Here is a 20,650-nt window from a genome sequence, read left to right on the forward strand (position 1 = left end):
CCGCATTTTACAGGATTACACGGCAAATAAATGGTGAAAGTGGGGATAGAACGAAACACCGGAGCCTTAGGCTCCAGTGTGATGAGAACAGCTGAAATTAATTAGCCATTTTTTCCTGGATGCGAGAGCGCAGGTTTTGGTCTTGGCCCGCACGGCTGGCGATCTGCTGATATTCAGGGATAGTCAACCCAGTATCAGTCACCGCTTCCTGCATCTTGGTTTGAGCCTCTTGCTGCAGCTCGGTAGCCTTTTCAGGCACTTCAGTAGATTGCAACTGCTCGCTGTATTCCTGGTTGATCTTCTGCACTTCCACGTAGGCCGTCACGAACTTATCCACTTTCTCTTCACTGAGCTGCGGTTGCGCCTGGGTCGCTGGCGCAGTGGGCGTGGTAGTTTGCGGAGCGGTTTCAGCCAAGGCTACAGGTGCTACGCACAAACCGGCCGTCACGGAAAGAATTGCCAGTGGTTGCTTGATCATCTTGAACATAATTTTCTCCTCATTAACTCAACAGAAAAGTGTGAATACACAAGGAGTTTTGCAATCGCTATGCCAGCCAACAAAAAACGTTAACGCATTGATTTATAAATCTTTTTTAATCTATATGTAAAAAACTTACTGTGCCCAAGCGCTCATGCGCCAGATTGACACATGTGTCTGACGGTTTATTCGTCATCGCTATCCAACCAACGGTACAAGGTGCGGCGCCCGATGCCGAGAATTTCAGCGGCGCGCCGTTTATTGCCATCGACCTGCTGCAGCACATAGCGAATGTAGTCCTGCTCTATTGTTTCCAGCGGCACTAACTGGCCCTCTGCCATCGGCGGTTGCCAGCGGCTTTCAAAGGTATCCAGCGGCGTGATAGCGATGGACTGCACGCGTTCAGGCAAGTGTTCCACCTCGATTTGCTGGCCAGCACAAAAGGTGACCGCCCGCTCGATCATATTGGCCAGCTCACGCACATTGCCGGGGAAGGGATAGGCTTTCAAACGCAGCAGCGCCTCGGCGGAGATACCTTCTACTGGCTGCTCGCGGCGCAGGTTTAGTTGCTTGAGGTGATGGCTGATCAAGCGCTCCAGATCCCCGGCCCTGTGTCGCAAAGGCGGCACCTCCACGGAAAAGGTTTCGAGTCGATAGTACAAGTCTTCCCGAAAACGGCCAGCGCTGACTTCCTCCGTCAGTTGGCGGTTGGTGGCGGCGATAATCCGCACATCCAGCTCCTGCTCCCGGTTGCTGCCCACCGGACGCACGCGGCCATCCTGCAAGGTACGCAACAGACTCGACTGCATCTCCAGCGGCATCTCGCCGATCTCGTCCAGTAACACCGTGCCGCCGTTTGCGGCGGCGAATAATCCTTGCCGCGCTTTATCGGCGCCGGTAAAGGCACCCGCAGCATGGCCGAACAGTTCGCTCTCCAGCAGGCTGGCGGGAATGCCGCCGCAATTGATGGCGACAAAAGGCTTGTCGCGGCGGGGACTTTCATTGTGGAGGGCGCGCGCAACCAACTCTTTGCCCACGCCGCTCTCCCCCGTGATCAACACCGGCCCTTCGGCTTGGGCAATCTGACGCAAGAGGGCAAATAACTGACGCATAGCACTGCTGCCGCCAATCATGCCGTGGAATTCGCCTTCATCCAGCAGCCGGCGATAGTAGGCCACCTCTTCCTGCAACCGCTGGCGTTGCAGAGTCCGCTCGACGCACAGGCGCAGATGATCAAGATCCAGGGGTTTGGTAAGGAAATCATCGGCGCCGCGTTTGAGCGCATCGACTGCCTGATCAATGGTGCCGAAGGCAGTAATGGCGATAAATCCCGGTTTGAGCGGCAGCTGTTTTACGTTTTCCAGCAGCGTCAGACCGTTGCCATCGGGCAGACGCAGATCGCTGACAATCAATTGGGGGAGTTGCGCCTGTAAAAATGCCCGCGCGTCCTGAATACCGCTGCAGGCGGTGCAACGGTGGCCTGCGTCCTCCAGCTCTTCCAACAGGAGCTGACGCAAGTCGGGATCATCCTCGACTAACAACACATCAACCGGCGGCGACTTCGTCATGTTCAGCTCCTGGTTCAGGCAGATTGGTCAGGTGGATTAATCGGCAAGTGCAGACTGAATTTGGCACCACCCCACTCACTATCACCGACGTCGATTCGACCGCCGTGTTCACTGACCACCGCATCGACCACCGCCAATCCCAAACCGGTGCCGCTGCTTTTGGTCGTAAAGAAGGGTTCCAGTAATCGGCGCTGATCCACTTCATCAATGCCGGGGCCGTCATCTTCCACAGTGAATACCAGCCAACCCGGTTCGGTCGTGTACCAATCCAGCCGGACACGCCCGCCCGGCGCTGCCTGAATGGCATTGCGCAGCAGGTTGATCAACGCCTGCTCCAGACGCAAACGATCGCCGTGAAGAATGAGCGGCGTATCCTGGCCCGCCAGTACCATCTGCACTTGCTGTTGCTGCCGCTCCATATCCACCTGGGCCAGCGTGGAATGCAGCAGGTCGGCCACCCGGACCTCGCTGGCCACCGGTTTAACCGGGCGGGCGAAATCCATCAGTTGGCGAATGATGCGTTCCATACGTTGCAACTGTTGGCGAATCTGATGCAGCACACCGGCGCTCTGTTCGTCCGCCCGGCGCAACTCGCGCTGAGCTTTGCCGTCCGCCACGCTGAGCGGCGTGCCTAATTCGTGGGCCACACCCGCCGCAAAGCGACCGATGGCGGCCAATTTTTCCGTTTGCTGTAACCGGCTTTGTAGTTCGTATTCCCGTTCGCGCCGCTCGCGTAATTCCTGTTCGGAGGCCACGATACTGTCGAGCATTTGATTAAAGCCCTGCGCCAGAAAACGAATTTCAGACGGGCCGTCCACCGCCACCCGGTGTTGTAGTTCACCCGCTGCGATCATCTCCATATCTTCGCGCATTCGATGAATATGGCGCCCCACCGCTCGCTGGTAACCAACCCAGATAAGCCCCGTAACCAGTAAGGTAGATAACACGAGCATAGCGATGGCATTCGCGCGAAATTCATCAACACGGCGAGAAAAATCACTGCCGCGACGGGTGACCTGCAAAAGCCCGATACTGTTTTCACCACTGTCCGTCAGCGGCAAAAAATAAGAAAACACTTCTTCGCCACCCACTTTGTCAAACTCACCTTGCTCGTCACCCTTGTTCGCCAGATCTACCGCTTCGCGATCCTGCACCCGCGCCTTGGATGAACCACTGGTGGAAATACGCCGGCCGTCTTTGTCATACACATACACGGCGTAAACTTTGTCGATATCGAAGATGGAGGTCACGCTACGCTGTAAGGTGCCGGAGTGACCATGTTGCAGCGCATGACTCAGCGGAAGACGAATAGCGCGCGCCAACAATTCAATTTCTTCTTCCATTGCCGCCTTGGCGCTGGCTTCCAGACGGTATAAACCGTACCAACCCGTCGCGACAATGGTGATCAGGAAAGGCAATAAGACAAACACCAGCAAGGCGGCGCGTATGTTGTAAAACGCGATTCGGTTAAATAAAAACATAGGCAGGCATGTGTTTGTGAATGATGCTTCATCCTAACACACACAAAAAAAGCGCTGCTCCACGAATGGAGAGCGCTGTGCAAGCGAAGTGAAAATCAGGCGGATTTGCGCAGGTGATAAATGGCGGTTTCACCAAACAGGTTAGGCGCAATATCTTTCAGAGTTTGCAGGGATTTTTCGTTAACAACCTGGCGATTGATCACCTGAATATTTTTTTCGCGACACAACACCTCGAAATCCTTAAAGGTACAAAAATGGATGTTGGGTGTGTCGTACCACTCATAAGGCAAGAGGTCGGAAACCGGCATACGTCCGCGCGTAGCGAGGTAAAAACGCGCCTTCCAATGACCGAAGTTCGGGAAGGTCACGATACATTCCTTGCCGACCCGCAACATTTCATCCAGCACCAGGTGGGGAAAATGCAGGGTTTGCAACGCCTGGGTCATCAGTACCGTATCAAAACTTTTATCGGAAAAATTGCCCAATCCGCGATCCAGGTTTTGTTCGACAACATTTAACCCTTTATCGATACACAAATTAATTTGTTCCGGGTCTATCTCTAATCCGTAGCCTTCCACTTGTTTGTTGTCGATCAAAAATTTCAGCAGCGTGCCGTCGCCGCAACCCAGATCGAGAATCCGGCTGCCCTGCGTGATCCAGTGTTGAATTTCATTAAGATCTATACGCATAACTTACTCCGTGGCAATCCCGGCGAGGTAACGGGCGAACACTTGCTGATAACGCGGGTTGGGTAACAGGAACGCATCGTGACCGAAGTTGGATTCAATGTCGGCATAGGTCACTGCTTTGCGTGCGCCCATCAGTGCGTTCACAATTTCGCGCGAACGCTCCGGCGCAAAACGCCAGTCGGTACTGAAGGACACCACCAGAAATTTTGCGCGCGCGTGACTGAAGGCAGCAACCGGATCATCGTCGTACTCGCGCGCGAGGTCAAAATAATCCAGCGCCTTGGTAATCAGCAAATAACTGTTCGCATCAAAATTATTCGCAAACGTGTCGCCCTGATAACGCAGGTAACTTTCAATCTGGAACTCCACCGGCTCATCAGTGCCGCGCTCAAAACTGCCTTTGCGTAGATCGCGGCCGAATTTCTCACCCATGGCGTAATCCGACAAATAAGTAATGTGACCGATCATCCGCGCGACCGCCAATCCGTTGCGCGGCAAAGTATTCTCTTCGAGGTAGCGACCTTCACAAAAATTCGGGTCGCTCATGATCGCCTGGCGCGCGGTTTCATTGAACGCAATGTTCTGGGCCGTGAGTTTCATCGCGGACGCAATTACCACGCAATGACGCACCCGCTCCGGATACTCCAGAGCCCAACGCATAACCTGCATTCCACCCAGACTGCCACCGATGATGGCCGCCCAGGTATCAATACCCAATTTGTCGGCCAGACACGCCTGGCTCGCCACCCAATCGCGCACGCGCAATTTGGGAAAATCCGGCCCCCAGGGTTTATTGGTTGCCGGGTTGATACTGGTGGGGCCGGTCGAGCCGTGACAGCCACCAATGTTATTCAGTGCAACCACAAAAAATTTATTGGTATCAATAGGTTTGCCGGGGCCGATGTAAGCATCCCACCAGCCAGGTTTGCGATCTTCCGCCGTGTGATAACCCGCTGCATGATGATGGCCGGACAACGCGTGACAAATCAGCACCGCATTGGATTTGCTGGCGTTGAGCTGGCCGTAGGTTTCATAGATGAGTTGATAATTGTCCAGCGTCTTGCCACAGGCCAGCAGCAAGGGTTCATTGAAATGAATGGTCTGAGGCGTAACCAGACCCACTGAATCAGCGGGTAGCGTTATTGGCATGATGATCTCGTATCTCGGCAGCACACAATGAACATCGCCGTGTGGCGAAGGCCGCTCAGGCGCGGCGACAAAGGCGCAAGTCTACGGTCGCCACTCGGTGGCTGCAAGGGAGTTGTGCACCCTGCTCATCAGGGTGCGGATGGATCAGGAAGAGCGCGAAGCCTGCCGCGCTTCACTGAGAGAGACAATGGTCGCACCGGCATCCGCCGCGGGTTTCGCCTCCAGGGCATCATCCAGTGGCGACTTCATGACTTCACGATAAAGCGGCTCCAACTGGGTCAGCGCCGCCTGCATTTGGTAAATATTGGTTTGCAGACTTTCCACTTTTTCCGCGTGAGTGTTGCGCTGGTTCTGCATTTGCGTGAGGCGCAGCATGTGCTGTTCAACCAGTTGTTTCTGGTATTCGTTGTTGTGGAAGAGCGGTGACAGCGCCTCCTGTAACCAGTGCTCGATCGCACGATTGATATCTTTGAAGGTATTGCGCACTTCCTGCACCAGCGTGTTGATAAAGCGGCTGATAAGGGTGCTTTTGCTGGTCAGTAAGCTGTTCAGCGAGAGCCGGAAATCGTCCGCACGGGTGTGCAGCTGGCGTAGTTGACGGCGCTCTTTGTGCATGCGGAACAGATGGCGGTTAAGCAACTCACCGTTGGTCTGATTATGCTCCGGACGCTCATAAATCGAGGTCAGTACTTTGTTGGCCCGCTCAATCTCGCGTTCCAGATGGCGGATATTGCTGTCCACCGCATCAAAAAATTCACCGATGGCGCGGGACAAGCCGAGCGTGGTCCAACTCTGGGCCAGCTTGTGATGCGCCTCCTGCACCTGCTTCTCCAACTGGCTCGCACTGACCGGGCTTAACAGCGCCGCGCGCTGATTTTCCAGCAGGCGCTGGCTGGTGCGTAGCGAGAGCGCTTGTTTGTGGTATTGGTGATGGGTCTGGCGGATGGTGTCGCGCAGTTGTTGCAATGTATCGATGGCATCCGGATTCGCCGCAGAACGCAGCACGCCCACTTCCACCTCGCATTCCTTCAAGCGCCGGGCCAGGCTGTTGCGCGTGTTGATGATCATGCTGTAGCTGTCACCGATAAGCCTATGTCCCACAATTTGCTGCTGGCTGCGTATCACGCATTCAGCCAGCATCCGCTCCAGCACCGGGAAATTACTGCGCTGCAATTGCGCCGCATTGCGTCCAACCTTGGCCAATAAACCGTGCTTGGCAGACAAGGTCAGCACATGTTCCGGCGACAACTCCAGTTGGCGCGCCGTCAGCTGGCGCAATTGTTCAACCTGGCTGTCCACTTCCTGGGTGCCGGACAGGTCATCCCACAAGCTGTCGATCTTGTTGAGCAACGCCAGCACTGCGGTGCAATGGTCGTCGCGCAGGATCTGGATATGCTCGCGCCAGATCGTCATATCACTGGCTGTCACACCCGCATCAGCGGCCAGCAGGAACAGAATCGCCTGCGCCTCCGGCAGGGTTCTGAGCGTCAATTCAGGCTCATTTCCCAGCGCGTTCAGGCCCGGGGTATCGACGATCCGCAGCCCTTGGCGCAGCAGTGGATGATCAAGGTTGATCAGCGCATGGCGCCAGCAAGGCACGGCCACCATCCCATTTGCGTCGCGCTCACCCAATTCATCCGTAGAGAAGCCGAGCCGGGCGGCTTCAGCCGGCGTCACCAGCTTGTTGGCAGACACCTGGTTGATGGCGGTGCGCGTCTGCACCGGGTCCTGCGGGTCAAAATGAATCGCCACCCAGTTTTGGGGAATGCGTTTAAAACTTTGCAGGCTGGTGTTGGTACGGCGGGTTTCTATCGGCAGCAAGCGCACGCAATTGCGATGTTTCTGGTTGGGCTCCCAGTAAATCTCGGTGGGGCACATGGTCGTGCGGCCCGGCTGGGATGGCAGTAAACGGCGACCACCTTCGGTGTATAGCAGAGCATTGATCAATTCGGTCTTGCCGCGGGAGAACTCACCGACACAGGCAATGGTAAAGGAGTCGCCACGCAGCAACTCGCGCGCGCGTTTGAGGGTCTTGTGCACCTCGGCACTGACCATGTTGTGGCTCTGGCCCCACTTTTCAAAGCGTTGCAGGCGATCATCCAACTGGTGCTTCCAGCGGTTGTAGTTGGTCATTTGACGGTGAAGCGCTTTAACATCCATGGGAGCCGACCTTTATTTTTTGTCTATCTTGCTTGTTGATAATGCTGATCCAGGGGCTTAGCCGACACCGCTTTCGTCTATTACCACACTGATCATTTTTTGACACTAGATTAAAGCCGAAAAGCTGACACCTGAATAGTCCCACCCTGACCCAGTGGTCAAACCAACGGGATCAAAGGCGCGCGAATTAAGGATAAAGGCCGCATCAGAGAATAAGCATCTCCGGCGGTAGCTGGCGGGGAGCGCGAATCAACAGGGTTTTCTGACGGCCCAGCTCACCCTGCACAAGGGTGATATCCGAGCGCGGGACATTGAACAATTTACTCAACCACTTCATCAGGTGCTCGTTGGCTTTACCATCTACTGGCGGCGCCGTGATGCGTAATTTAAGGCGGTCGCCATGCAAGCCGGCAATTTCATCGCGGGCGGCCCGGGGTTGCAGCTGGCAATGAAGAACCAGGTCCTCCCCTTGCCAGCGATAGTGGTTTGCCGTCCCGGTCACCGGCATTAAAGCCCAAGCACCAGGCCCGACGGCATATTCACTGAACCGGCGATGGCAGCGATCAGATAACGGTTGATCACATGCAGGATCATGAAGGCCACGATAGGTGACAGGTCAATCACCCCCAGCGGCGGGATAATCTTGCGCAGCGGCGCCATCGCCGGCTCGATAATCTGACGCACCAGCACCAACGCCGGATTCTGGCTAAAGGGCGCAATCCAGCTGGCAATGATCACAATGATCAGACCCCAGAAGTAAATACTGGCGAAGGTAGCCAGGACACCGACAAACGACCAGGCAATCAGGTTAAGCACGCCGATAAAGCCATAGCCGGCGACAAAAAAGATGATCTGGATCACCAGCGCCTGTACCAGCAGGCCCAATATCAGCGAGGCGAAATCAATCCCGTAGAAGCCGGGGATCACCTTGCGCATGGGCAACAATAACGGATTGGTGGCTTTGGCGATGGTTTGGGAGATAGGGTTATAGAAATCAGCGCGAACCAGCTGAAACAGAAAACGCAACAACACCAACAACAGATACAGCGATCCAATGGTGCGGATCACATAAATGGCAATCTCAGCCAGGACGGACATAGCGACTCCTCGTTGATCAATAAACAGGTAAATACGGGAATTATCGCCCGAGTTGTTCAGACAGCTCCAGCGAACGATCAGCACAAGCCTTCATCGCCCGGCTGACCATCGTGCGGATACCATCCGCTTCAAACGACTTGATCGCCTGTTCCGTGGTGCCTTTCGGGGACGTAACCCGGCGGCGCAACTCGGCAACATCGACATCGCTGTTTTTGGCCAACATGGCAGCACCCAAAGCGGTTTGCAGAGTCAGGTCAGTCGCGCAGTCGCGCGACAAACCCAGATCAACCGCCGCATCAATCATCGCTTCCATCATCAGAAAGAAATAGGCCGGGCCGGAACCCGAGACGGCAGTCACCGCATTGAGCAAAGGCTCATCATCCAACCATTGCACCACCCCCACAGCGCCCAGAATTTGACTGGCGGTTTGGCGTTGCTCAGTAGAGGTATTGGCGTTGGCGAAAAGACCGGCCGCACCGGTTTGCACCTGCGACGGAGTATTGGGCATGGAGCGCACGATGGCCTGATCCACACCCAGCCATTCGCCCATGCTCTGGGTGGTGATACCGGCCGCCACCGAAATAATCAGCGGCTTGTGGCCAAGAGCCGGCTGCAAATCCAGCGCGACGGTTTTAAGCATCTGCGGTTTGACTGCCAGCACCACGACATCAGCCGCCTGGGCCAGAGCGCGGTTGTCAGTGCTCGTGGCAATACCGAATTGGTTGCTGACAGTATCCAGTGTTTCCTGGCGAGTGGCGCTGGCGCTGATGAGATCAGCGGGATAACCCTTCGCCAACAGCCCACCGATGATGGCACGCGCCATGTTGCCCGCGCCGATAAATGTAAGTCTGGTGTTATTCACAACGTCATCCTGTGCAATAAAAAATGGTTAATCCCTGGGAGCACGCGCGCCGAAGATATCCGTGCCGACGCGCACAAGCGTTGAGCCACTGGCGATGGCGGCTTCCAGATCACCGGACATCCCCATGGACAGGGTATCCAGCGGCACGCCGGCCTGCTGCAGGGACTCCATGGCATCGCGTAAGCGAGAGAATGTCGCGCGCAGGCGGCGGGGATCATCGCAGGGCGCCGGTATGCTCATCAAGCCGCGCAGGTGCAGATTGGGCAACTCAGCGACCTGTTGGGCCAGTACCGGCAGCTCCGCAAGGCTCACACCGGCCTTGGTTTCTTCATCATCAATATTCACTTGCACACAGACCTGCAGTGCTGGCAGTGTAGAGGGCCGTTGCGCGCTCAGACGCTGCGCGGTCTTGAGCCGGTCTATACTGTGAACCCAGTCAAAATTTTCAGCGATGGCGCGGGTTTTGTTGGACTGAATGGGGCCGATAAAATGCCATTCAATGTCTGGCAGGTGTGCGAGAGCCTGTTTTTTTTCCAGCGCTTCTTGCACATAGTTTTCACCAAACCGGCGCTGCCCCCATTGCCAGGCGCGTTCAACAGCCGTTGCCGGTTGGGTTTTACTAACGGCGAGCAGGTGAATATCAGCGGCAGCGCGGCCGGATTCCTGCGCAGCTCGTTGAATGCGCGCCATGACTTTGGCGAGATTGTCGTCTATCTTGTGCATATCCAGTATGAGAGTGTGCCGCCTGTTGATCGACCACCGGAGCCTGTGCTCCCTGTGCGGCTGAGATAAAAAATAATTGATTGAAATAAGGTAGCAAGCAGTATGGATATTACCGAACTCCTCGCCTTCAGCGCCAAACAGGGCGCGTCCGACTTACACCTTTCCGCTGGCCTGCCGCCGATGATTCGCGTCGATGGCGACGTGCGGCGTATTAACCTGCCGCCCATGGAGCACAAGCAGGTGCACAGTTTGATCTACGAGATCATGAATGACAAGCAACGTAAGGACTTCGAAGAATTCCTCGAAACCGACTTCTCTTTTGAGGTGCCGGGCGTCGCCCGCTTCCGGGTTAATGCCTTTAATCAGAACCGCGGCGCCGGCGCCGTATTCCGGACGATTCCTTCCAAGGTACTCACCATGGAAGAGCTGGGCATGGGCAATGTGTTTCGCGATATCTGCGCCGTACCGCGCGGGTTGGTATTGGTAACCGGCCCAACCGGTTCCGGTAAATCCACCACCCTCGCCGCTATGATTGACTACATCAACGATAACAAATACGAACACGTCCTGACGATTGAAGACCCGATCGAATTTGTGCATGAAAGTAAGAAGTGCCTCGTCAACCAACGGGAAGTGCACCGCGACACCCACGGCTTCGCCGAAGCACTGCGCTCAGCATTGCGGGAAGACCCGGACATTATCCTGGTGGGTGAGATGCGTGACCTGGAAACCATTCGCCTCGCCTTGACCGCCGCCGAAACCGGCCACCTGGTGTTCGGTACCCTGCACACCACTTCCGCCGCAAAAACCATTGACCGTATCGTGGATGTATTTCCGGCCAACGAAAAATCCATGGTGCGTTCAATGCTCTCGGAGTCATTGCAAGCGGTTATTTCGCAAACACTGATGAAGAAAAACGGCGGCGGCCGGGTAGCAGCTCACGAAATTATGCGCGGCACCCCGGCAATTCGTAACCTGATTCGCGAAGATAAGGTGGCCCAAATGTATTCCGCCATTCAAACCGGCGCATCGCTGGGCATGCAGACTATGGACCAATGCCTGGCGGACCTGGTGGCGCGACGTGTCATCAGCCGTGAAGCGGCCAAGAGCAAGGCGAAGATGCCGGAGAATTTTTAATTCATTTGTCTGCGTCATCCAGAGAAAACAGTGGACAATTTTTTGCTTTTAAAAACGTTCAGACGCAATAATTTTCACTAGCGCTCTGGAGCGCAACTCAGAAGGTAAGCCGTTATGGATTTTGATCGTTTGTTAGCGTTGATGGTGGAAAAAGGCGCGTCGGATTTATTCGTCACCGCCGGTGTGCCGCCGTCCATCAAGTTGCACGGCAAGATCGTTCCCGTTACCGCCACGCCACTCGCCCCCGAAAAGGTCCGCGAATTGGTGCTGAGCGTTATGAATGAAAAACAACGTGTGGAATTCCTTGAAAATAAGGAACTGAACTTCGCCGTCAGCGCGCGCGGTATCGGCCGGTTTCGTGCCAGCGCGTTTTACCAACGCAACCTGGCGGGCATGGTGCTGCGTCGGATTGAAACCAACATTCCGCGCATAGACGATCTCGGCCTGCCAGAAATTATTAAAGAACTGGCGATGACCAAGCGCGGTTTGATTATCTTTGTAGGCGCCACGGGTACCGGTAAATCAACATCGCTGGCATCGATGATCGGCCACCGCAACCGCAACAGTAAAGGTCACATTATTTCGATTGAAGACCCGATCGAATTTATTCACCAACATGAAGGCTGCATCATCACCCAACGCGAAGTGGGCATCGATACTGAATCCTTTGAAATTGCCCTGAAAAATACTCTGCGCCAGGCGCCGGATGTGATCCTGATTGGTGAGGTGCGGTCACGGGAAACCATGGACCACGCCATCGCGTTTGCGGAAACCGGTCACCTGTGTTTGTGTACGCTGCACGCCAACAACGCTAACCAGGCGCTGGACCGTATCATTCACTTCTTCCCCGCTGACCGCCATCGCCAGTTGTGGATGGACTTGTCGCTCAACCTGAAAGCGATTGTTGCACAGCAATTGATCCCGACACCGGATGGACAAGGGCGACGCGCCTGTCTTGAGGTGCTGATCAATACACCGCTCGCCCAGGATCTGATTCGCAAAGGCGAAGTCTCGGACTTGAAAGAGCTGATGAAAAAATCTACCGAACTGGGCATGCAGACTTTCGACCAGGCACTCTATGAACTGTATGACAATGGTGAAATTACTTACGAGGACGCGCTGCTTCACGCTGACTCGCCCAACGACCTGCGCTTGATGATCAAACTGGGCTCAGAAACCGATGCGACCTATTTGTCTCATGCGGCAGATGGTTTATCTATTCAGGACGATGATAAGAATGATCGCGGGCGGATGTTTTAATTTTTAAACTGTTGGATCTTGGTGGCGGATTACGCTGTGCTAATCCGACCCACCTGGTATGACTTGATTTTGTAGCCAGGTTTCGAGAATCAGGCGTGCGGCAATAGAATCAACGGGATTATTTTTGTAGTCACGGGAGCCACCGCGTTCCATCACTTCACCTTTAGCAGCAAAACTGCTGAGACGTTCATCAACCAGCTCCACCTTCACACCAAAACGCCCGTGCAGACGATTGGCAAATTTACGTGCGCGGGCGCTGAGTTCACTTTCGCTGCCATCCATATTTAATGGCAAACCAACCAATACCAGATCCGGTTCCCACTCCTGCAATAGCCTCTCTACCTGCACCCAGTCGGGCACACCGTCATTTGCCTTTAGTGGGGACTGTTCAGTAGCGGAACGAGTGAGTGTTTGGCCAGAGGCGACGCCGATATTGCGTGTACCGTAATCAAAGGCCAGAAGCGTTTTTATCATGGAAAGAATTTTTGAAACGAATGAATGACGAGAAGAATATTGATCCGACTTACGCGTGCCCTGCGACACTGGAGATCAAATTCAAATCAATACCTAAAGGTTGCGCCGCTGCCGCCCAACGTTGTTCATGCGGAGTGTGGAAGATGATATTGCCGTCGGATGGCACAGTAAGCCAGGAATTGGCGGCGACCTCGGCTTCCAATTGCCCTTCGCCCCAACCGGCATAACCCAAGGCAATTAAATACTCTTCTGGCCCACGCCCATCGGCCAGAGCTTCGATGATATCGCGTGATGCTGTCAGGCTAATTCGCGGAGAAATCTTGAGTGTGGATTGCCATTCTTTTTCGCTGGAATGCAAGACAAACCCGCGCTCAATCTGTACCGGCCCACCGGCAAATACCGCCCGACTGCCGATGCCCGCCGCGTCAGCCAATTCCATCTGCACAAAAATATCGCGAATAAACAACGGCATCGCATTGTTAATCACAATACCCATGGCACCTTTATCTGTATGTTCACAAATGTAAGTAACCGAATGCGCGAAGGCGGAATCCCGCATACCTGGCATAGCAATCAGGAAATGATCGCGGAGGCTGCCAGCCGTGAGTTCAGAAGTGGTGAGATCGTCGTGTGTTGTCATGGTTTCAGTATTGGGGGCTTCGTGGACTAATACAAGCTGATCGCAAAAATTTATCCCGCGCGCTTACTCTGCTGAGGTAGACAGACCGGTAATCTCAAAATTCCAGGTGCGGATGATTTGCAAGCGATCAGCTTGTTGACGAATCTCCGGTGGGAAGACTGCAAAGGGCGCCGCCAAACGCACAATCTGACGCGCCGCTTCATCAAAGATACGCTGCCCGGAGGACTGCAACATGTCGATTTCGTGGATGGTGCCATCGGGGTTAATGACCACGGAGAGGCGCAGCTGGCCGGTAATGCGTTGGCTTAGCGCTTCCTGCGGATAGTTTTCGTTGCCTACCTGCTCGATCTTTGTACTCCATTCATGCAGATATTTGGCGTCGAAGGATTCTTTCGTAGATACCGATGTGAGGGTGCGAATGCGCGGGCGCTTGGCATATTCCTGACGCTGGCGATCCAACTTGGCCTGCAAGCTGGCAATCTCCGTAGTAAATGTTTGCTCCTGCAAAAGGCCGTCGCGCTGCTGTTGCTCATCCAAGGGCTCCGGATCTGTCTGAACCTGCACTTGCCGCTGGTTATCGGCAACCGTACTGATCAACTGGTCATCTTTACGCTCATTGGGTGAAGCGGCCTGGGTTTGCGGCATAGGATTGACGTCACGCACCTCTGAGTCGGCAAACTCAGCCTGACGCTCAGTGGTCAACTGCCTGGCTTCGTCTTCTGTGCCGCTGGCCTCCTGGCTATGCTGCGCGATGAAGTCGGCCTGTTCCGGCGTTTTGGCCGACTTGTGGGTAGCGAGGGTAATCTCCAGTGTCTGAGACTGGTTGGGTTGCTGCAGGTTAAAACCCACCCCCAAAATGATCAGGGCATGGACGACCAAGGCAAGAAAAAACGTAAAACTCAAACGATCGCCGGTATCGACTCGCGCCTCATCCAGTGCTGGTGACATAGCAACAGAATTCATCGTTCCTGAATACCCTTGGCCGCCAGGTAGCCGGCAATAGCATCCATGAACCGTGCACCAATACGCGTGTTGTAGGCTTTATCGATCTCCCTGGCACAGGTCGGACTGGTCACATTGATTTCCGTCAGGTAATCCCCGATCACATCCAGTCCTACAAAAAGTAACCCTTTTGCTTTCAAGGTTGGCGCAACCTGCGCCACAATCCAGCGGTCCCGTTCACTCAGAGGCTGAGCCACACCGGTACCACCTGCCGCCAGGTTGCCCCGGGTTTCACCCTGAGCCGGAATGCGCGCGAGACAATAGGGAATAGGCTCGCCATCGACAACCAGAATGCGCTTATCGCCAGCGCTGATCTCTGGAATATAACGCTGGGCCATAGTCAATTGGGTTCCATGTTGCGTCAGTGTTTCCAGAATAACGCCTACATTGGGATCATCTTCCCTACAACGGAAGATACTACTGCCTCCCATTCCATCCAGGGGCTTGAAGATCACATCCTGATGTTGCCGATGAAAATCACGCAGTTGTCTGGCGTTACGGCTGACCAAAACCGGCGGGCAACACTGGGGAAACTGGGTGGCGAATACCTTTTCATTACAATCGCGCAGGCTTTGTGGCTTATTCAGCACCAAAGTACCCTGTTTTTCAGCTGCTTCCAGAATATAAGTGCTATATATATATTCATTATCGAAAGGTGGATCCTTGCGCATCAGAACAACGTTGATCTCTGCCAGCGACTTATCCTCTCGGGGACCCAGCTCATACCAGGTATCGGCATTGTCCGCGACGAACAATGCCCGCACACTGGCACGGGCTTCGCCCTGTAATAAATAAAGATCACTTTGCTCCATATAATAAAGATCCCATCCCCGTTCCTGGGCAGCCAACAGCAATGCGAGGGTGGTATCTTTGTAATATTTGATGCTTGCGATGGGGTCCATCACAACGCCGAGGGAGATGGTCATAAAATCTTTTGCACTCATGGTGGCATTGGATTTGCCGGGAGTCGTTATGCGGACTAAAGTTAAGTCCTCGGGGCTATTAAAGCAAGAGGCTTAAGTACATCCCATAATGTTAAGCTCTAAAGAATTGCGAAAACGAATAGATTCTTTATATATTCAAGTAGTTATAGATAAACCTTAAAAACTATGTTAAAAGTTTGCATGGCGCTTGTTACGACGGCTTTCGAGGCCGTTTTCCGTGTTTGAGAGACATAAAGTGTGACACGGATCGCAAGGTCTGGCAGTGTCATGACAACGAGATAAAAGGCAAAGGTCAGAGTTATGGACGTAAGTTTGGAAAGCCTGAAGGTGATGGTAATCGACGATAGTAAAACCATTCGCCGCACAGCAGAAACCTTGCTTAAAAAAGCAGGTTGCACGGTAGTAACAGCCACCGACGGCTTTGATGCCCTGGCGAAAATAGCTGATACCCGCCCCGACATTATCTTTGTCGATATTATGATGCCCCGCCTTGATGGCTATCAAACCTGTGCCCTGATCAAGAATAACAGCGAATTCAAGACCACACCGGTCATCATGTTATCCAGCAAAGACGGATTGTTCGACAAAGCCAAAGGACGGATTGTCGGTTCCGACCAATATCTCACCAAACCCTTCAGCAAAAGCGAATTGCTCGATGCCATTCAGGCACACGTCAAGCATGCCAAAGCCTCGTGAAGGGCGGGCGGATACGTTTAAACCAATGGATTGCTCAACTAGAAGTTCTATTATTTTGGGGTAGCTATGGCCAGAGTATTAATCATCGACGACTCACCGACTGAGACGTATAAATTGACCAGCATGCTTGAAAAGCATGGACATGCAGTATTGACTGCAGAGAATGGCGAAGACGGTATCGCCTTGGCTCAGAAAGAACAGCCAGACGTTATTCTGATGGACATCGTGATGCCGGGCCTCAATGGGTTCCAGGCAACCCGCCAACTGTCAAAACTCCCGGAAACCTCGCACATCCCGGTCATTATTGTGACCACCAAAGATCAACAAACTGATCGTGTGTGGGGCATGCGTCAGGGTGCGAAGGATTACCTGGCGAAACCTATTGAAGCAGATGTATTGATGGCAGCAATCGCTCAGGTCATGCGCTGATAAGGGCGTGACCAAGACGCCATGGCAGACCAGCGCCATCAAAACTCAATAACAAATGCACCCAACAGCCGCACTATTCGTTACACAACTCTGTTGGTCGCTTGGTGAGAATGGAATAAATCGGTCTATGTCAGAACCACAGGTAGCCTTTCAGGCGCTCCTCGATCTCGCACAACGCAGTCGCGCAGCAGCACGCGGTCTGCCGGCACAAACCGACATCCGCCCACAGTGGAGCGGCATCGGCTTTTCGCTCATGGGCAGCAACTTTGTAGCCCCTATGGGTGAGGTTTCCGAGATGTTGGAAGTGCCCAGCTTTACTCACTTGCCCGGCGTTCAACCCTGGGTAAAAGGCGTGGCCAATGTGCGGGGGCGACTGCTTCCCATCTTTGACATGGCAACCTTCTTTGGCGACAGACTGATCAGCGGCCGCAAACAACGCCGGGTGCTGGTCCTGGAAACCGAAAACCTGTACAGCGGTTTGATGGTAGACCAGGTCTTTGGTATGCAGCATTTTCCCATGGATGAATACAGTGAACAGGCTGGTGCTATCGCCAGCAATATTTTGCCATTTGTAACCGGAAGCTACTCACTCGGTGGCCAACAATGGTCGCTATTTCGACCGGGGCTGCTGGCAGAAGATCCGCGTTTCATCAACGCGGCCAAAGGTTAGTAACTAGCTGGTAGTAAGAGTATCCACACCAAGCTGGAGACGGAATCAATGGTATCGGGGATGTTCTCCGCTACCGGGGATAAAAAATAAGACGCAGAGTCGGTAGGAGTACGTAGATGAAAACTGAATCCAGAAGCCCTTTTGCGGCAGTCAAGGCGAGTCCGGGAATTTCGATTGCCGTGCTATTGCTGATTGCCTGCTTCGCGGCAATTGCAGTGAGTTACTTCATTGTGCAGAAAGACGCAGATAACGATCAGCGCTATCTGCAACAAGTGGCGGATCTCCGTGCGGAAGCCTATCGACTTACGGCATTGTCCCGTGATGCGACCTCCGGTGACGAGGAGGCATTCACTGAATTAACCGGCGTATTAAGTAGTATGTCCAGCACCTGGGAATCCCTGCGTGCCAGCGATGAACGAACCCGCCGCGAATTGAACAATGAGTTTGCAGCTTTTAATGGCATCTGGGGAAGTGTCCGCGACAATGCCCAGACCATTGTGACCAACCGTGAACTAATCGTTAGCCTCAACAATGTTGGTAACAACCTGAATGACAACCTGCCCAACCTGCAGGCCCAGCACAACAACATCGTGGAAATCCTGCTGGAAAACAATGCACCGGCGGATCAGGTCTCACAGGCGCAAATGCAATCCTGGCGGGCGGAGCGTATCGGTCGGAACGTGGACAAGATGCTGCGTGGTGACACTGACGCAAGCAGCGCTGCTGACCAATTCAACCTCGACGCCAACATCTACGGTCGTGTACTAACGGCAATGCAACAGGGCGACCCAACCATGCGGATTTCTCGCGTGTCTGATGCCAATGCGCGTGCCAGCCTTGAACAAATTTCTGAAATGTTTGCTGCGGTAAATCAATCCATCCAGGAGATGGTTGAAGGTTCCACTACCCTGTTCCGCGCACGTCAGGCCAGTGACGCGCTGCTCGAAGACAGCCCACAGTTATTGCAAGCATTGGCGGCTATCGCCGATAAAATCTCAATCCAGGCCAGTGCACGTCCGATCAACAACCAACTGATTCTGATCCTCGCCGCTATCGCGGTACTTTGCGCTGCCTTTATCGGTATCAGCCTGTTCCGTAACACTCGCCGCCGTCTGGTTCACACTGCGGAAACGAATGAACGTAACCAGACTGCGATTTTGCGTCTGCTCGACGAACTGGCCGACCTCGCGGACGGTGACCTGACAACGACAGCAACGGTAACCGAGGACTTCACCGGTGCGATTGCGGACTCCATCAACTTCACTATCGACCAGCTGCGTATCCTGGTAGCGCGAATCAACGAAACTGCGGTAAACGTATCGGCGGCTGCACAGGAAACCCAGCAAACTGCATTGCACCTCGCTGAAGCATCTGAACACCAGGCGCAAGAAATCGCCGGTGCATCTGCCGCGGTAAACGAAATGGCGGTCACCATTGACCAGGTATCGGCAAACGCCGCTGAATCAGCAGCGGTAGCGGAGCGCGCGGTATCGATCGCGGGCAACGGCGCTAAAGTGGTACAGAACACTATTCACGGGATGGATACCATCCGCGAACAGATTCAGGACACATCCAAACGTATTAAACGTCTCGGTGAATCGTCACAAGAGATTGGTGATATCGTAAGTTTGATTAACGACATTGCTGACCAAACGAACATCCTCGCACTTAACGCGGCAATTCAGGCATCTATGGCCGGTGACGCGGGCCGCGGCTTCGCGGTGGTAGCGGACGAAGTTCAACGCCTTGCGGAACGTTCCGCAGCAGCAACCAAGCAGATCGAAGCGCTGGTAAAAACCATTCAGAACGATACCAACGAAGCCGTAATTTCGATGGAACAAACCACCTCTGAAGTAGTGCGCGGTGCGCGCCTCGCGCAGGACGCGGGTGTGGCACTGGAAGAGATTGAAAACGTATCCGGCAACCTTGCGGAATTGATTCAAAACATTTCTAACGCAGCTCGCCAACAAGCGTCATCCGCAGGTCATATCTCCAACACGATGAATGTTATCCAGGAGATTACGACCCAAACATCCGCCGGTACTTCTGCTACCGCACAATCGATTGGTAACCTCGCCGAAATGGCACTCGATCTGCGTGAGTCCGTTGCCGGCTTCAAACTGCCGGAAGAGGACGTCATTATCGATGCACGTCACGCCCACAAACCGGCACCAGCGGCGGCTGCGGTTGACTACGATACCGAAATCATTGATCTGGATGACGAAGTTCTGCCCGGTGATGAAGATGATTACTCTCACGTAGCGGCGAAGGCATGAGTTCATCAATTGCCCTCTCGGTAATTGATTTGCGGGTGTAGATATGGCGTGGTCACTGAGAAAATTACCGACGCTCTCCGACAGGCAGTTTGCTCAGTGGAGTACGCTGCTGGAAGAGCGCACCGGCATTCATCTGGTGCGCCAACAGCGGACGTTGTTGGAGTCACAAGTATCCATTCGTATGCGCGAATTGGGTCTCGACGACTATGATCGGTATTACGTCGAGGTCACTCACGGCGTGTCCGGCATGATGGAATGGTCTACGCTGGTCGATCGCATCGCGGTGAAGGAAACCAGTTTTTTCCGTCACCGTCCGTCATTGGAATATGTCCGTCGTTATCTGCAAAACAAGATCAACAACCAGCAATTGCCGGGCAGTTTCGATGTGTGGAGCATCGGCTGTGCTACCGGTGAAGAAGCTTATTCGCTGGCGATGGTGATCAACGATTGCTTCGAGCTCGCGGCGCTGAATCCTTATTACGGTATAACCGCCGTGGACATCAGCACCACCGCCTTGACCAAAGCCCGGGAAGCGCATTATTCCGCGCGCAAACTCGAAGAAGTCAAACCCGAAGAAATCAAACGTTACTTGCAACACTGCGATGACGGCAGCTATGAAGTCGTCAGCAAACTGCGGGAGCGTGTGTGTTTCACCCAAGGCAATATCATTCGCCCCGACTGCATGCCGCACGTCAAGGTGGATGTCATCTTTTGTCAAAATTTACTGGTTTATTTTCGCCGCTGGTTACGGCGGGATATCCTGAATGCTTTAGTTGATCGGCTGAAACCCGGTGGTTTGTTAATTATCGGGTTAGGCGAAGCGGTTGACTGGGAGCATCCCAAAATGCACCGCGTTTCTGTAGACGACGTGCAAGCATATCTACGCGATGAGCGAGAAGAACAATGAGGAATGC

General features: G+C 53.9%; 21 protein-coding genes. 7 read left to right on the plus strand and 14 right to left on the minus strand.

Annotated features, from left to right (window positions below; all coding sequences use genetic code 11):
* Positions 1-97: 97 nt before the first annotated feature.
* The 10 genes from CBR65_RS11530 to CBR65_RS11575 form a co-directional block, all read right to left on the minus strand.
* Positions 98-487 carry a DUF4168 domain-containing protein gene (locus CBR65_RS11530; protein ID WP_087466984.1) on the minus strand — a complete coding sequence of 130 codons (390 nt, stop codon included), beginning with the start codon at positions 485-487 and terminating at the stop codon, positions 98-100.
* Between the two features lie 176 nt (positions 488-663).
* Complete coding sequence (locus tag CBR65_RS11535) at positions 664-2,046, minus strand: sigma-54 dependent transcriptional regulator (protein WP_087466985.1); 1,383 nt, start codon at positions 2,044-2,046, stop codon at positions 664-666.
* Positions 2,047-2,060: 14 nt separating this feature from the next.
* Complete coding sequence (locus tag CBR65_RS11540) at positions 2,061-3,527, minus strand: ATP-binding protein (protein WP_087466986.1); 1,467 nt, start codon at positions 3,525-3,527, stop codon at positions 2,061-2,063.
* Between the two features lie 95 nt (positions 3,528-3,622).
* A complete protein-coding gene (gene metW / locus CBR65_RS11545) occupies positions 3,623-4,216 on the minus strand; it encodes a methionine biosynthesis protein MetW (RefSeq protein ID WP_087466987.1) in 594 nt (197 codons plus the stop codon).
* A 3-nt stretch (positions 4,217-4,219) separates the two neighbouring features.
* A complete protein-coding gene (locus CBR65_RS11550; RefSeq protein WP_087466988.1) occupies positions 4,220-5,365 on the minus strand; it encodes a homoserine O-acetyltransferase in 1,146 nt (381 codons plus the stop codon).
* A 144-nt stretch (positions 5,366-5,509) separates the two neighbouring features.
* Positions 5,510-7,525, minus strand: a complete 2,016-nt coding sequence (locus CBR65_RS11555; RefSeq protein WP_087466989.1) for a dynamin family protein — start codon at positions 7,523-7,525, stop codon at positions 5,510-5,512.
* 205 nt (positions 7,526-7,730) lie between these two features.
* Complete coding sequence (locus CBR65_RS11560; protein ID WP_087466990.1) at positions 7,731-8,033, minus strand: DUF167 family protein; 303 nt, start codon at positions 8,031-8,033, stop codon at positions 7,731-7,733.
* Positions 8,033-8,623: a YggT family protein gene (locus CBR65_RS11565; RefSeq protein WP_087466991.1), complete on the minus strand. Its 591-nt coding sequence runs from the start codon at positions 8,621-8,623 to the stop codon at positions 8,033-8,035. The genes CBR65_RS11560 and CBR65_RS11565 overlap by 1 nt, the downstream gene beginning before the upstream one ends.
* A gap of 40 nt (positions 8,624-8,663) precedes the next feature.
* Entirely contained in the window at positions 8,664-9,485 is an 822-nt protein-coding gene (gene proC / locus CBR65_RS11570) for a pyrroline-5-carboxylate reductase (protein ID WP_087466992.1), read from the minus strand.
* 27 nt (positions 9,486-9,512) lie between these two features.
* Complete coding sequence (locus CBR65_RS11575) at positions 9,513-10,208, minus strand: YggS family pyridoxal phosphate-dependent enzyme (protein ID WP_087466993.1); 696 nt, start codon at positions 10,206-10,208, stop codon at positions 9,513-9,515.
* Between the two features lie 102 nt (positions 10,209-10,310).
* Here CBR65_RS11575 and CBR65_RS11580 point away from each other — a divergent pair, with 102 nt between their 5' ends.
* Complete coding sequence (locus tag CBR65_RS11580; protein WP_087466994.1) at positions 10,311-11,345, plus strand: type IV pilus twitching motility protein PilT; 1,035 nt, start codon at positions 10,311-10,313, stop codon at positions 11,343-11,345.
* A 114-nt stretch (positions 11,346-11,459) separates the two neighbouring features.
* A complete protein-coding gene (locus CBR65_RS11585) occupies positions 11,460-12,605 on the plus strand; it encodes a PilT/PilU family type 4a pilus ATPase (RefSeq protein WP_087466995.1) in 1,146 nt (381 codons plus the stop codon).
* Positions 12,606-12,644: 39 nt separating this feature from the next.
* On the opposite strand, the gene ruvX is transcribed toward CBR65_RS11585, so the two are convergent.
* The 4 genes from ruvX to gshB all read right to left on the minus strand — a co-directional run bounded on the left by ruvX (position 12,645) and on the right by gshB (position 15,647).
* Complete coding sequence (ruvX, locus tag CBR65_RS11590) at positions 12,645-13,079, minus strand: Holliday junction resolvase RuvX (RefSeq protein WP_087466996.1); 435 nt, start codon at positions 13,077-13,079, stop codon at positions 12,645-12,647.
* 49 nt (positions 13,080-13,128) lie between these two features.
* Entirely contained in the window at positions 13,129-13,719 is a 591-nt protein-coding gene (locus CBR65_RS11595; protein WP_087466997.1) for a YqgE/AlgH family protein, read from the minus strand.
* A gap of 63 nt (positions 13,720-13,782) precedes the next feature.
* A complete protein-coding gene (locus CBR65_RS11600; RefSeq protein ID WP_087466998.1) occupies positions 13,783-14,682 on the minus strand; it encodes an energy transducer TonB in 900 nt (299 codons plus the stop codon).
* Positions 14,679-15,647 carry a glutathione synthase gene (gene gshB, locus CBR65_RS11605; protein ID WP_087469041.1) on the minus strand — a complete coding sequence of 323 codons (969 nt, stop codon included), beginning with the start codon at positions 15,645-15,647 and terminating at the stop codon, positions 14,679-14,681. Before gshB ends, CBR65_RS11600 begins: the two co-directional genes overlap by 4 nt.
* A 318-nt stretch (positions 15,648-15,965) precedes the next feature.
* Between gshB and pilG the strand changes: the two genes are divergently transcribed.
* The 5 genes from pilG (at position 15,966) to CBR65_RS11630 (ending at position 20,643) form a co-directional block, all read left to right on the plus strand.
* Positions 15,966-16,361: a twitching motility response regulator PilG gene (pilG, locus tag CBR65_RS11610; protein WP_087466999.1), complete on the plus strand. Its 396-nt coding sequence runs from the start codon at positions 15,966-15,968 to the stop codon at positions 16,359-16,361.
* A 66-nt stretch (positions 16,362-16,427) separates the two neighbouring features.
* Positions 16,428-16,790, plus strand: coding sequence for a twitching motility response regulator PilH (gene pilH, locus CBR65_RS11615; protein ID WP_087467000.1), 363 nt, complete (start codon positions 16,428-16,430; stop codon positions 16,788-16,790).
* Positions 16,791-16,917: 127 nt separating this feature from the next.
* Entirely contained in the window at positions 16,918-17,460 is a 543-nt protein-coding gene (locus CBR65_RS11620; RefSeq protein WP_087467001.1) for a chemotaxis protein CheW, read from the plus strand.
* A 116-nt stretch (positions 17,461-17,576) separates the two neighbouring features.
* The gene (locus tag CBR65_RS11625) at positions 17,577-19,736 is read left to right on the plus strand and encodes a methyl-accepting chemotaxis protein (RefSeq protein WP_087467002.1); all 2,160 of its coding nucleotides are present in this window, start codon (positions 17,577-17,579) and stop codon (positions 19,734-19,736) included.
* A gap of 43 nt (positions 19,737-19,779) precedes the next feature.
* Positions 19,780-20,643 carry a protein-glutamate O-methyltransferase CheR gene (locus CBR65_RS11630; protein ID WP_087467003.1) on the plus strand — a complete coding sequence of 288 codons (864 nt, stop codon included), beginning with the start codon at positions 19,780-19,782 and terminating at the stop codon, positions 20,641-20,643.
* The last annotated feature ends 7 nt before the right edge of the window (positions 20,644-20,650 follow it).

Source organism: Cellvibrio sp. PSBB006, from assembly GCF_002162135.1.
Classification (GTDB): domain Bacteria; phylum Pseudomonadota; class Gammaproteobacteria; order Pseudomonadales; family Cellvibrionaceae; genus Cellvibrio.